This window comes from Pseudorhizobium sp. NPDC055634 (assembly GCF_053618655.1).
The window spans coordinates 248,576-261,713 of record NZ_JBSHHW010000006.1 but is presented as its reverse complement, the minus strand read 5'-3'; the positions used below and the strand labels follow the sequence as shown (position 1 = coordinate 261,713).

Annotated in this window: 11 protein-coding genes; 5 read left to right on the top strand and 6 right to left on the bottom strand. The window is 62.5% G+C overall.

Annotation, left to right across the window (positions count from 1 at the left end; all coding sequences use genetic code 11):
- Window positions 1-16: 16 nt before the first annotated feature.
- A complete protein-coding gene (locus ACWGPT_RS12555; protein WP_452605930.1) occupies window positions 17-382 on the bottom strand; it encodes a hypothetical protein in 366 nt (121 codons plus the stop codon).
- A 279-nt stretch (window positions 383-661) separates the two neighbouring features.
- Between ACWGPT_RS12555 and ACWGPT_RS12550 the strand changes: the two genes are divergently transcribed.
- Window positions 662-1,831 carry an acetyl-CoA acetyltransferase gene (locus ACWGPT_RS12550; RefSeq protein ID WP_452605929.1) on the top strand — a complete coding sequence of 390 codons (1,170 nt, stop codon included), beginning with the start codon at window positions 662-664 and terminating at the stop codon, window positions 1,829-1,831.
- A gap of 86 nt (window positions 1,832-1,917) precedes the next feature.
- On the opposite strand, the gene ACWGPT_RS12545 is transcribed toward ACWGPT_RS12550, so the two are convergent.
- The 5 genes from ACWGPT_RS12545 to ACWGPT_RS12525 form a co-directional block, all read right to left on the bottom strand.
- Complete coding sequence (locus ACWGPT_RS12545; protein WP_452605928.1) at window positions 1,918-2,769, bottom strand: dipeptide ABC transporter ATP-binding protein; 852 nt, start codon at window positions 2,767-2,769, stop codon at window positions 1,918-1,920.
- Window positions 2,766-3,620: an ABC transporter ATP-binding protein gene (locus ACWGPT_RS12540; RefSeq protein WP_452605927.1), complete on the bottom strand. Its 855-nt coding sequence runs from the start codon at window positions 3,618-3,620 to the stop codon at window positions 2,766-2,768. Before ACWGPT_RS12540 ends, ACWGPT_RS12545 begins: the two co-directional genes overlap by 4 nt.
- A gap of 2 nt (window positions 3,621-3,622) precedes the next feature.
- Complete coding sequence (locus ACWGPT_RS12535; RefSeq protein WP_452605968.1) at window positions 3,623-4,477, bottom strand: ABC transporter permease subunit; 855 nt, start codon at window positions 4,475-4,477, stop codon at window positions 3,623-3,625.
- 83 nt (window positions 4,478-4,560) lie between these two features.
- Window positions 4,561-5,565 (bottom strand): ABC transporter permease subunit, encoded by a 1,005-nt coding sequence (locus ACWGPT_RS12530; protein ID WP_452605926.1) that lies wholly within the window; start codon window positions 5,563-5,565, stop codon window positions 4,561-4,563.
- A 155-nt stretch (window positions 5,566-5,720) separates the two neighbouring features.
- Window positions 5,721-7,316: an ABC transporter substrate-binding protein gene (locus ACWGPT_RS12525; protein ID WP_452605925.1), complete on the bottom strand. Its 1,596-nt coding sequence runs from the start codon at window positions 7,314-7,316 to the stop codon at window positions 5,721-5,723.
- A 461-nt stretch (window positions 7,317-7,777) separates the two neighbouring features.
- Here ACWGPT_RS12525 and ACWGPT_RS12520 point away from each other — a divergent pair, with 461 nt between their 5' ends.
- The 4 genes from ACWGPT_RS12520 (at window position 7,778) to ACWGPT_RS12505 (ending at window position 13,114) form a co-directional block, all read left to right on the top strand.
- A complete protein-coding gene (locus ACWGPT_RS12520) occupies window positions 7,778-9,211 on the top strand; it encodes an amidohydrolase (RefSeq protein WP_452605924.1) in 1,434 nt (477 codons plus the stop codon).
- 88 nt (window positions 9,212-9,299) lie between these two features.
- Window positions 9,300-10,658, top strand: coding sequence for an aspartate aminotransferase family protein (locus ACWGPT_RS12515; protein WP_452605923.1), 1,359 nt, complete (start codon window positions 9,300-9,302; stop codon window positions 10,656-10,658).
- Window positions 10,659-10,735: 77 nt separating this feature from the next.
- Complete coding sequence (gene cls, locus ACWGPT_RS12510) at window positions 10,736-12,193, top strand: cardiolipin synthase (RefSeq protein ID WP_452605922.1); 1,458 nt, start codon at window positions 10,736-10,738, stop codon at window positions 12,191-12,193.
- Window positions 12,194-12,250: 57 nt separating this feature from the next.
- Complete coding sequence (locus ACWGPT_RS12505) at window positions 12,251-13,114, top strand: endonuclease/exonuclease/phosphatase family protein (RefSeq protein WP_452605921.1); 864 nt, start codon at window positions 12,251-12,253, stop codon at window positions 13,112-13,114.
- Window positions 13,115-13,138: the final 24 nt, after the last annotated feature.

Below are 13,138 nucleotides of genomic sequence, written 5' to 3'. Positions count from 1 at the left end.
ATCCTTCATCCACGCGTCAGGCAGCGGACGGCGGCGCTCGCGGGTCGAATGAAGATGCGCTCGCTCCGGCAGCCCGGCTCGGTGTCGGGGCGCGGAGGCCGCCGGACGTATCGCGGAGGAGCAACCGGAGCGTCGAGGGCGGCAGGAAGCCGCCGCCATCATCGAACGTGGAAACCGGTACTCCATCGCGTCTGATGTCGGCGACAACGAAGCGCGAGGGCTCTCTTTTGGAAAGGTGTGCGATCTCCGAACTGCTTGCGCCGGTGGACGCAGCGGTATCAGGGCGAGCGTGGTTCGTCGGACTGGCGATCAGTCCCGCGAAGGCGGCGAGAAATACGCCGAGCACCATGCGGAGCCACCAGGCATCCGCTGGACTGCGCATATTTCGGGATGATGTCCGCGATCGTGGCGGAAGTCGTGCCATCCGCTTCACTCCGGAGCGTTCGCACCCTGCCATGCGAGGGCTTGTCGCGGCGTTCTAATGGAGAGGCAGGACACGGTCAATGTTCCTGCGCCAACGTGGTTCCTGGGCTGGCCAGGTCGGACGTGACCAGGGGGCTTTCTGGGTAGCACCGTATCGACTGGCGCTCGCGCCCGCTTATATCCTCTATACGCGAGAGGCCGGAGATCATCGGGCCGATCCGTTAGGAGGAGAAGCAAAATGACGACCGCGCAGATCGTTGGCTGGGCACATTCCAAGTTCGGTAAATCCGAGGCTTCCACCACGAGGGAGCTCATGGCGGAAGTGATCAACCCGGCGCTGGCGCATGCGGGCATCGAGGCGAGGGAGGTCGACGGCATCTTCGTCGGCGTATTCAACAACGGCTTCACGAAGCAGGATTTCCAGGGCGCTCTGGTCGCGATGGCGGCTGACGGCTTTACCAATACGCCGGCCGTCAGGATGGAGAACGCCTGTGCGACGGGATCGGCGGCGATCTATTCTGCGCTGGATTTCATTGCATCGGGGCGAGGGCGGGTCGCGCTGGTTGTCGGAGCCGAGAAGATGACGTCGCTGTCGACGGAGGAGACCGGGGACGTGCTTCTGGGCGCGTCGTTCAGGGAGGAAGAGGCCGATATCCAGGGAGGATTTGCCGGCCTCTTCGGACGGATCGCCAATACCTATTTCCAGCGATATGGAGACCGGTCGGAGGAACTGGCGATGATCGCCGCCAAGAACCATGCAAACGGCATGGGGAACCCTTACGCTCACATGCAGCGGGAGTTCTCCGTCGATTTCTGCAACACCGTTTCGGACAAGAACCCTTACGTGGCGGCACCGCTTCGCCGGACTGATTGCTCGCTCGTGTCGGACGGAGCGGCGGCACTGGTGCTTGCCCATCCCGATGTGGCGGCGCAGATGCAGCGGGCGGTCGCCTTCCGTGCCCGAGCGCATGTCAACGACATCCTCGCCCTTTCGCGCCGCGACCCGATTACCTTCGACGGTGCTCGCCTTGCCTGGCAGAAAGCTCTTTCGGACGCGGGACTTGCGCTGGATGACCTCGATCTCGTCGAGACCCACGATTGCTTCACGATCGCCGAACTGATCGAATACGAGGCGATGGGTCTGGCAAAGTCCGGCGAGGGCTACAGGGTCGTTCGCGAGGGACTGGCCGCCAAGGACGGGAAGCTGCCGATCAATCCATCCGGAGGGTTGAAGTCGAAGGGGCACCCGGTCGGAGCCACCGGGGTTTCCATGCATGTCATGGCCGCCATGCAGGTCTGCGGCGAGGCTGGCGACATGCAGGTGCCGGATGCCGCAAAGGCCGGCATCTTCAACATGGGAGGCGCCGCCGTTGCCAACTATGTCTCCATCCTCGAGCGGGTGAAGTAGTCAGGGGCGGTGCGTGGCGTCCGCCAGGCTTACGTGTAAACCGACGCTGACGGGCGAGCCGCCAGCGTCGTTTTTTTACGGAATGATCAGGCTGCGTTCGCCGCCTTCTTGCGCGCGACACGCTCACGAATGGAGTCCACATCAGCCCGCGGCGTCGCTGCAAACAGCGTCCTGGTGTACTCGTGCTTGGGGTCGGAGAACACGTCCTCACGGGTGCCGTATTCCACGGCCTCGCCGAAATACATCACCATGACTTCGTCGGCGATGTAGCGCACGACGGAGAGGTCGTGGCTGATGAAGACGTAGGTAAGGTCGAACTCCTCCTGCAGATCCGCCAGAAGGTTGAGAACCTGGGCCTGGACGGAAAGGTCGAGGGCCGAGACGGGCTCGTCGAGCACCAGGAGCTTCGGGTTGAGCATCAGCGCGCGGGCAATCGCGATGCGCTGGCGCTGGCCGCCGGAAAACATGTGCGGATAGCGATTGTAGTGCTCGGGTCCGAGCCCGACCTTCACCAGCATCTCGGTGGCGCGCTCACGCCGCTCCTTGGCCGACATGTCGGTGTTGATCAAGAGCGGTTCGCCCAGAACGTCGCCTATCTTCTGGCGCGGGTTCAGCGACCCGTAGGGGTTCTGGAAGACGATCTGGACCTTCTGCCGCATCTCGGTGGTCAGGTGGCCGGGGCGTGTGTCGATCGTCTTGCCGTCGATGATCAGTTCGCCGGACGTCGGTTCGTCGATGAAGGTCAGCATGCGGGCAAGCGTCGACTTGCCGCAGCCGGATTCGCCGACGATCGCGAGTGTCTTTCCACGCTCCAGGCTGAACGAGACGCCCTTGACGGCGTGAACGATCTTCTTCGGCTTGAAGGGGCCGCCCGGCAGTTCGTAGTCACGCTTGATGTCGCGGACTTCGAGCATGATGTTGTTGGATGCATCGGTCATGCGCGTGTCTCCACGGGTTCCGGCTTGCCATCGAAGAATTCCGATACCGTGGTCAGACGGTCGCCGGTGGCGTTCTCCGGAAGGGCGGCCAGGAGCGCCCGGGTGTAGTTGCTCTTGGGGTTCTCGAACAGGGACAAGACGTCGGCCTCCTCCATCTTCTTGCCCTTGTACTGCACGACCACGCGGTCGGCGGTCTCGGCGACCACGCCCATGTCATGGGTGATCATGATGAGGCCCATGCCGTTCTTCTGCTGGAGCGACATCAGGAGATCGAGGATCTGCTTCTGGATCGTCACGTCGAGCGCCGTCGTAGGTTCGTCGGCAATCAGCAGCTTGGGATCGCAGGCGATGGCCATCGCGATCATGACGCGCTGGCACTGGCCGCCGGACATCTGATGCGGGAAGTGCTTCAGCCGCTCTTCCGGATTGGGCAGGCCCACCTGCCGGAAGAGTTCGATTGCGCGGGCGCGCCGGGCCTTCTTGTCCAGCCCGAGATGGATGCGCAGCACTTCCTCGATCTGGAAGCCGACCGTGAAGCAGGGGTTGAGGCTCGCGATCGGTTCCTGGAAGATCATCGAGATGTCCTTGCCGATCAGCTTGCGACGCTCGGCCGCACCGATGTTCCGCAGGTCACGTCCCTCGAAGAGCATCCGATCCGCCGTGATCTTCGCCGTCCAGGGAAGGAGGCCCATGACGGCCAGCATGGCGACGGATTTTCCGGACCCGGATTCCCCGACGATAGCCAGGACCTCTCCCTTCTCCACGGAGAGGGAGACGCCATCGACGGCCCGAAACCAGCCGGATGCGGTCTCGAATTCAACGGTGAGGTTGTCGATTTGCAGCAGCGCCATGGTCAGGACCTCTTCAGTTTGGGGTCGAGCGCATCGCGCAGTCCGTCACCCATAAGGTTGATCGCAAGAACCGTGATGAGGATCGCGAGGCCCGGGAAGGTCACCACCCACCAGGCGCGCAGGATGAATTCGCGCGCTTCCGCGAGCATGGTGCCCCATTCCGGCGCAGGCGGCTGTGCGCCCATGCCGAGGAAGCCGAGAGCTGCGGCGTCGAGGATGGCATTGGAGAAGGAGAGCGTCGCCTGGACGATGAGCGGCGCGGTGCAGTTCGGCAGGATGGTGCGGAACATCAGACGCAGCGGACCGGCGCCGGCGAGACGCGACGCGGTGACGTAGTCACGCGTCTTTTCGGTCATGACGGCCGCACGCGTCAGGCGCACGAAATGCGGCTGAATAACGAGCGCAATGGCGATCATGCCGTTGATCAGGCCAGGACCCAGGATCGCGACCAGCACGAGTGCCAGAAGCAGCGACGGAAAGGCCAGGATGATGTCCATCAATCGCATGATCGCGGTGTCGATCCAGCCGCGGTAGTAACCGGCGATGAGGCCGATCAGGATGCCGCTGGTGAGTGACAGCGTGGTCACGAAAACGCCGATGAACAGCGAGTACTGCGAGCCGTAGATCAGGCGCGAAAGGATATCCCGGCCGACTGGGTCGGTGCCGAGAAGGTAGCTCATGTTACCTCCCTCCAGCCAGGCTGGGGGAAGCAGGATGGCGTCGCGATATTGCTGGAACGGCGAATGCGGGGCGATCACCGGCGCGAAGATGGCGACCAGCACGAGCGCAACGAAGACGATGAGGCCGGCGACGGCGCCGCGGTTTTCGGAAAAGTAGAACCAGAATTCCTTGAACATCTGGCGACGCAGCGCCGCGCTCGAGAGGACTTCCGGCGAGTTTTCGATATCGGTGAGGGTATCGGCCATGGGGATTTCTCCTTCTAGTGCCGGATACGAGGGTTGATCAGGCCGTAGAGCAGATCAACGATCAGATTGACGAACATGATGACGGCGGCGATCAGCAGCAGGCCACCCTGGATGACCGGGTAGTCGCGCCGGAAGACGCTGTCGACCATCCACTTGCCAATTCCAGGCCAGGAAAAGATCGTCTCCGTCAGGATGGCGCCTGCCAACATGACGCCGATCTGCAGGCCGATCGTCGTGATGACGGGGATCATCGCATTGCGCAGTGCATGGATCCCGACGACTCGGAACGGCGACAGGCCCTTGGCGCGGGCCGTGCGTACGTAGTCCTCCGAGAGCACTTCGAGCATTGCCGAGCGGGTCTGGCGGGCGATGACGGCGAGCGGGATGGTCGCCAGCACGATCGAGGGAAGCGCCAGATGGCTGACCGCCGACATGAAGGCGCCCTTCTGACCGGACAGCAGCGAGTCGATCAGCATGAAGCCGGTTACCTGCGGGAAGAAGTACATCAGCGAGATGCGGCCCGAGACCGGCGTCCATTGCAGGGTGCCGGAGAACAGGATGATCAGCAGAAGGCCCCACCAGAAGATCGGCATGGAATAGCCGATGAGGGCGACGCCCATCAGCGAATGGTCGAAGAACGAGCCACGCTTGATGGCGGCGATGACGCCCGCCGGAATTCCGATGATGATGGCGAGAAAGATCGCGCAGAGCGACAGTTCGACCGTGGCCGGGAAAAGCGCCAGGAACTGGTCGAGAATAGGCGTCTTCGAGACGATCGAATATCCGAAGTCACCCGTGACGATGCCCCCGAGATAATCGAAATATTGTACGATCAGCGGCCTGTCGAGCCCGAGCTGGGCGCTGATCTGCGCATGTCGCTCCGGAGACATGACGCGCTCGCCGGAAAGGAGCGCGACAGGATCGCCCGGCAGAAGCCGGATGAACGAGAACGAGATGATCGAGACCCCGATAAACGTCGGGATCAGAACGGCGAAGCGCCGCAGGAGAAAGCCGAACATAGGAAACCTTCTGTGTCTTGAACCGCGGCAGGTGTTGGACCCCGCTCGTGGCGCTTGAAGTGGTTTCACTTCATTTTTATTTTTTCTGGCGCTCATAAAGCAAATGCCGCGGGAAACGCAACGCATCCCGCGGCAGATTCATCAATTACGCGCGATTACTCAGCAATATCGACGTTCTCGAAGGTGAAGTCGCCAAGCGGGCTCTGGACGAAGCCGGTCACTTCCTTGCGCATCGGAACGATCGACAGGGAGTGATCCAGGGTCGCCCAGGGCGCTTCGCGCTTGAAGACGACCTGAGCCTCCTCGTAGAGCTTGGTGCGCTCGGCGGGATCGGAGGTTTCCTTGGCCTTCTTCACCAGGGCGTCGAACTCCTCGTTGCACCACTGGGCACGATTGTTGCCGCCTACGGCGTTGCAGCCGAGCAGCGTGTCGAGGAAGTTGTCCGGGTCGCCGTTGTCACCGGTCCAGCCGAGGATAACCGCGCCGTCGCGGTCCTTTGCCTTGGAGCGGTCAAGGTATTCGGCCCACTCGTAGGAAACGATTTCGGCGTTGACGCCGATCTTGGCGAGGTCGTCCTGGATGATTTCAGCGGCGCGACGTGCGTTCAGCATGTAGGGGCGCGAAACAGGCATTGCCCAGATCTTCATCGAAAGGTTCTCGACGCCGGCGTCCTGCAGCATCTTCTTTGCTGCTTCGAGATCGTAGGTATCGTCTTCGATGGCGTCGTTATAGGACCACATGGTCGGCGGGATCGGGTTCTTGGCGGGGGTCGCCATGCCCTGGAAGACGGCATCGACGATCGCCTGCTTGTTGATCGCCTTGTTCAGCGCCTTGCGGACTTCGGGCTTGTCGAACGGAGCCTGCGTGGTGTTGTAGGCGAGGTAGGCGACGTTGAGGCCTTCCTGCTCGAGGACCGTCAGGTTCTCGTCGGCGCGCATCGACTCAACGTCGGCGGCGTTCGGGAACGGCATCAAGTGGCATTCGCCGGCCTTGAGCTTCTGGTAGCGGACGGCGGCGTCGGTGGTGATTGCGAAGACCAGATCGTCGATCTTCGGCGCACCGCCCCAGTAATCGGGGTTCTTCTTGTAGCGGATGACCGCGTCCTGCTGGTAGCCGACGAAGGAGAACGGACCGGTGCCGACCGGCATCTGGTTCAGCTGTTCCTTCTTGCCTTCGGCTTCAAGCTTGTCGGCATATTCCTTGGAAACGATCGAGGCGAACGGCATTGCCAGATTCGCGAGGAACGGTGCTTCGGGACGATTGAGGGTGATCTTCACCGTCATGTCGTCGACCTTTTCGATCGACTTGATCAGCTCGGGGAAGCCCATGCCGGCTGCATATTCCCAGGACGTGCCGGGAACGTACTGGTTCCAGGGATGCTCCGGGTTGATCTGGCGCTCGAGCGAGAAGACGACGTCGTCGGCATTCATGTCGCGGGTGGGCGTGAAGAACTCGGTCGTGTGGAACTTGACGCCCGGCCGCAGCTTGAAGGTGTAGACGGTGCCGTCGTCGCTGACTTCGTCGCTCTCTGCGAGACCCGGCTGAGCCTCGGTCGTGCCGGGCTTGAACTCCATCAGGCGGCTGTAGATCGGGTGCGCCGAGGCATCGAATGTCGTGCCGGCGGTATACATGCCGGGGTCGAAGCCTTCCGGCGAGCCTTCCGAGCAGTAGACGAAGGTCTTGGCGCTGGCGGCGCTGGCAAAGAACGTTGCAGACAGCAGGGCTGCCGCGATTGCAATCGTACGTTTCATCGGGATTCTCCGAGTTCTGGTGACCGGCCTTGGCCGGGTTCGATTGAGATATTGTGGTCGTGCGCCTTCGCGCATCTTTTCAGTTCTTGTCACACCTCCTGGCGAACGGCTTGAGCCATTCGACAATCAAGCTTTACCCCTTGGAACCGCCACCGCATTTGCGGCCCTGGTTCCTACGTCCGGCCCATATCCTCCGGCACTCATCTGGTCAAACTCGAGGATTATTATCCCTCGATTGGGCCGCAGAGAGCCAAGTTGTACCCAATTCGGGCAATTTCTTGGTGAATTACGGCCGGTCCGTGGCGCGGGAGCATAGCGAATAAGACGTGCTTGTCGAGATGGTTTAAACTTGTGGTAAAGCTGGTGCGCGGGAAGCAACTCGCTTGGCACGACAGGCGTTTGCACGCCTTTGGAAATCTCGTTAGGTTCGGCCCCGTGTGCGTTGCAACAGGGCGTTGGAGATGACTGAAGCCAAAGGCAATCATCCGGAAGTCTGGGACTTCGTCGATACGAGAAGACAGCAGTTCATCGAGCTCAGCGATAGGGTCTGGGCAACACCGGAGACCTGCTACATGGAGACGCAGTCGGCTGCGGCCCATCGCGAAATGCTCGAAGCGCAGGGCTTCCGGGTCACGGATGAGGTCGCCGGCATACCCACGGCTATGATCGGCGAGGCAGGAGAAGGCGGCCCGGTCATCGCGTTTCTCGGCGAATACGATGCCCTGGCCGGTCTCAGCCAGAAGGCGGGCGTCACCTCCCAGGATCCCCTGGTTGCCGGTGGGAACGGTCATGGCTGCGGCCATAACCTGCTGGGTTCCGGTTCGCTGCTGGCGGCTACGGCGGTTAAGGACTGGCTGGAGCGCACAGGCACCCCCGGACGGGTCCGCTACTATGGCTGTCCCGCCGAAGAGGGTGGCGCCGCAAAAGCGTTCATGGTTCGCTCCGGCGCATTCGATGACGTCGACATCGCCATCAGCTGGCACCCCAGCAATTTTGCCGGCGTGCAGAGGGAGACTTCGCTCGCAAACTGCCGGATAGACTTCGAATTCTTCGGTCGCGCAGCCCACGCCGCGGCGGTACCCGAGCTCGGGCGCAGCGCCCTCGACGCCGTGGAGCTGATGAATGTCGGCATCAACTACATGCGCGAGCACATGCCGTCCGACTACCGGATCCATTACGCCATCCTGGACGCGGGCGGTATCTCTCCCAATGTCGTCCAGGCCTACGCGAAGGTCCGCTATGTGGTGCGGGCGACGGAACTCGGCGGCCTGCTCGCCCTCATCGAGCGAGTGAAAAAGGTTGCCGAAGGAGCGGCACTCATGACCGAGACGAGGATGCAGAGCACCATCCTTTCCGGCGTTTCCAACGTCATCGTCAACACGCCGCTGATGGACGCGATGCAGGGTATCTGGGAAGGCCTGGGCGCCCCGGAGTTCGACGCGGACGACATCCGGTTTGCGAACGAGATCCGCGCCACGCTGACGGCCGGGGATATTGCCGCCAGCTGGGCGCAGGAGCGGCTCGAGGAGCGAGACATCCCGCTCGCCGATTTCATTCTCCCGGCCCATGGCGAGGTCCGGCAGATGGGCGGCTCGACGGATGTGGGTGATGTGAGTTGGGTCGTGCCCACGGTCCAGGCCTACGGGCCGACGCTTGCCGTCGGAACGCAGTTGCACACATGGCAGGTCGTGGCCCAGGGAAAGAGCCCGTTGGCATACAAGGGCATGGTCGCGGCCGCAAAGGTAATGGCGGCGACGGGCGTCGCGGCATTGTCGCGACCGGAATTGCGGGAGGCGGCCTGGGCTGACCTGAGGCGGCGACGAAAGGGACAGGACTATACCAGTCCGATCCCGGCGGGAGCCGAGCCCCCCGTTGCGGCGATGGCGGCGAAATAAGCCCTGGCGCTTTGTTGCCGCTTTCGATTGCTGACGGCGGGCGGGCTTCGCGATAAGACGTCGTCACCGATTTGTGAAGGAGACCATCGTGACCGTTCAGCCGAATTCCGTCGAGGCCCGCGACCAGGCCTACCAGCTGCATTCCTACACCAATGCCCGGGCCCTGGAACGGGACGGGGCGCTCGTCATCGATCGGGGCGAGGGTGTCTACGTGTTCGACAATAACGGCAAGCGGTATATCGAAGCGATGTCGGGCCTCTGGAGCGTGGCTGTCGGTTTCGGGGAACGGCGACTGGTGGATGCCGCCGCGCGGCAGATGTCGATCCTGCCCTATTATCACACCTTCACGGGCCGGACCCACGGGCCTTCCGTCGACCTGGCGGAGAAGCTGATCCAGATGGCGCCGGTTCCGATGTCAAAGGTCTACTTCACCAACTCCGGTTCGGAAGCCAACGACACGGCGATCAAGATGGTGTGGTATCGGTCGAACGCGCTGGGCAAGCCTGAGAAGAAGAAGATCATCTCCCGGGTGAAGGGCTATCACGGCGTCACGATCGCCAGCGCGAGCCTGACCGGCCTGCCCAACAATCACCGATCCTTCGACCTGCCGCTCGCCAACATCTTCCACACCACCTGCCCGCATTACCGCGTGTTCGCGAATGAGGGCGAGACCGAGCAAGAATTCGTGGCGCGTTGCGCGAAGGATCTCGAAGATCTCATCATGAAGGAAGGTTCGGAAACCGTGGCGGCATTCATCGGCGAGCCGGTGATGGGCGCCGGCGGCGTGATCGTCCCGCCTGCGGGCTATTGGGAGGCGATCCAGACCGTCCTCAGGAAATACGACATCCTGCTGATCGCAGACGAAGTGATCTGCGGTTTCGGACGGACCGGCGAGATGTTCGGCACGACCACCTATAGCATGCAGCCGGACATCATGACCCTCTCCAAGCAGCTGTCGTCGTCCTACCAGCCGATTTCCGCGCTGCTGATCAACGAGCGGGTCTATGGCCCCCTTGCCGACGAGTCGGAGAAGATCGGGACCTTCGGCCACGGCTTCACAGCCAGCGGCCACCCCGTGGCAGCCGCCGTCGCGCTGGAAAACCTCGCGATCATCGAAGAACGCGACCTGGTCGGCAATGCCCGCGGGCTCAGCCCGACCTTCCTCAAGCGGCTGAAGGACCTCGAAGGCCATCCGCTGGCGATCGAGGCGCGGGGCGTCGGCCTGATCGGCGCGCTGGAGTTGAAGCCGAGGGAAGGCGTTCCCGCGGGTCAGCTCGGGCCGAAGTTCGCAAGCCTGATGCTCGAGAAGGGCGTCATCGGCCGCGCGATCGGGGACAGTATCGCACTTTGCCCGCCGCTGATCGTCTCCAACGAGCAGATCAACACGATCTTCGATACGTTCGAAGCATCGCTCGATGCATTTTCGGCGCAACTGGCAGCCGCCTGACGCCTAACAGACCGGCCGCGAGGAGACCGTCTCGCGGCCGATTGCCTCGCACGGGGCCGCACCTATATCTTCGGGTCATGCTGACATTGATCGAGTCCTACTGGCCCCACGTGCTTTTCCTGCTTTCGCTCGTGCTCGGGGTGTCGGCGGCCGTTCATGCGGCGATGACGAAGGAGGAAGTGAGATCGGCGATCGGCTGGGTCGGCGTCATCATCCTCTCGCCGCTCGTCGGCGCCCTTCTCTATTTCATCGCCGGCATCAACCGCATTCGCAGAAGTGCGATCAGCGAGCAACGCGTGTTGCTGGGCCATGCGCGCGATCACTTCGATGCCTTCGACGTGACGGGCGAGATGATCGCCGAGAGGTTCGGCGACCGCTTCGCCGCCATGAAGGTTCTGGGCGACCGCGTAACCCAGCACGACATCACTTCCGGTAACTCGATTGAAGCGCTGACCACCGGCGATGACGCCTATCAGGCCATGCTGCGGGCGATCGCCGAGGCCGAGAGGTCAATCCTCCTTGAGACCTACATTTTCGACCGGGACCGGGTGGGGCGGCGCTTCGTCGAGGCCCTGAGCGCTGCCACTGCCCGGGGTGTGACGGTGCGGGTTCTCATCGACGCGGTCGGTGCGCGATATTCGGTGCCGAGCGTGCTGGGAATGCTACGCGAGGGCGGCGTCACGGTCGACGTCTTCAACGGCAACGTGATCTCCGGCCTGAGGCTCCCCTATGCCAACCTGCGTACGCACCGCAAGATTCTCGTCGTCGATGGTCGCATCGCATTCACCGGCGGCATGAATATCCGCGAAGCCTTTTCCGGTCAGTTCTTCGGGGCAAACAGTGCGCTGGACACGCATTTCAGGGTCACCGGCCCCGTCGTCGCGGACCTTTTTGCCATTGCCGCTTCGGATTGGCGCTTCACGAGCGGCGAGGTTCTGAACGACGAGGCGTGGCAGATCGCTCCGCCGACGAGCGAGCCGGGCCAGCCGGTGGCGATCCGCGCCGTGGCATCCGGTCCCGACAGAAGCATCGAAACCAACCACAAGATGCTGATGGGCGCCTTTTCTGTTGCCGGGCGCTCGATCCGAATAGCCTCGCCCTACTTCCTGCCCGACCGGGAACTGATCACCTCCCTGGTCACGGCGGCCCGGCGCGGCGTGCAGGTCGATATCGTGGTGCCAGAAGCCAACAATCTCAAACTCGTCGACCGCGCAATGACGGCGCAGTTCGACCAGTTGCTGAAGAACTATTGCCGGATATGGCGTGCTCCGGGCGCGTTCAATCATTCGAAGCTGATGGCGATCGATGGCCGCTGGGCTTTCGTCGGGTCGTCGAACCTCGATCCCCGCTCGCTTCGCCTCAACTTCGAGGTCGATCTCGAAGTAATGGACACTGCTTTCGCGCAAGGATTGGAACGAAGGATCGATGTTACGATTTCCTCCGCAAGACAGGTTACACTGGAGGGGCTGAAGAACATGTCATTCCCTTCCCGGCTGCTCGACCGCCTCCTGTGGCTGGGTTCGCCTTACCTGTAGGCCCGATCCATCAAGCTCGTGTCGGGCAAAATTGACCGGCTCACCGCCCGGAGGACCATGCGGACAAAACGACAGACGCTTCCAGCCAGTATCCTCGCGTCCCTCCGCAACCGGAAGGGCCGCAAGGGTCCCCCGTTTGCGCCCCCGGATGATGGCGAGGGCGTACTCATCGCATCCTACAACGTCCACAAATGCGTTGGAGTGGACGGCAAGTTCGATCCCTATCGGATCAAGGAGGTCATCAAGGAAATAGGAGCCGATGTCATCGCCCTCCAGGAGGCCGATACCCGGTTCGGCGAACGGCGCGGGCTGCTGGATCTCGACTGGCTGGAGCGGGAGACGGGTCTCCTGCCCGTTCCCCTTTCGAGGGCATCCAAGGCGCACGGGTGGCATGGCAATGTCATCTTCTTTCGGGAGGGCCTGGTGCGCGACGTTCATCCGGTCAAGCTCCCCGGGCTCGAGCCGCGCGGGGCCCTGATCACGGAACTCGAGTTCAAGGGGGGTAGTGCCCTGCGCGTCATCGCCGCCCATCTCGGGCTTCTGCACCGGTCGCGCCACCAGCAGACGCGCATGATCATCGATCTCCTCAACTCGCGAGAAGACCAGCCGACCGTCCTGCTGGGGGACCTCAACGAATGGCGGCTCGGCGACCGGTCATCCCTCAATACATTGACCTCGGTCTTTGGCCTGCCGGCCGCGGTGCCGAGCTTTCCCTCCCGACTGCCGGTGCTGGCACTTGACCGCATCATGGCGAACCGGCCGGAGATCCTCGGCCCGGTAATCGCTCACGATACCCCGCTCGCACGCCTTGCTTCGGACCACCTTCCCATCAAAGCTCGAATTCGCCTGCCGAATTCAGAGGGCGACGGCGGTCCGCAAACATTTAGTCATACTATTGAACCGGGCGGCTCGACGTCGTAAGGCAGCAGCCGATCGACGAAACAA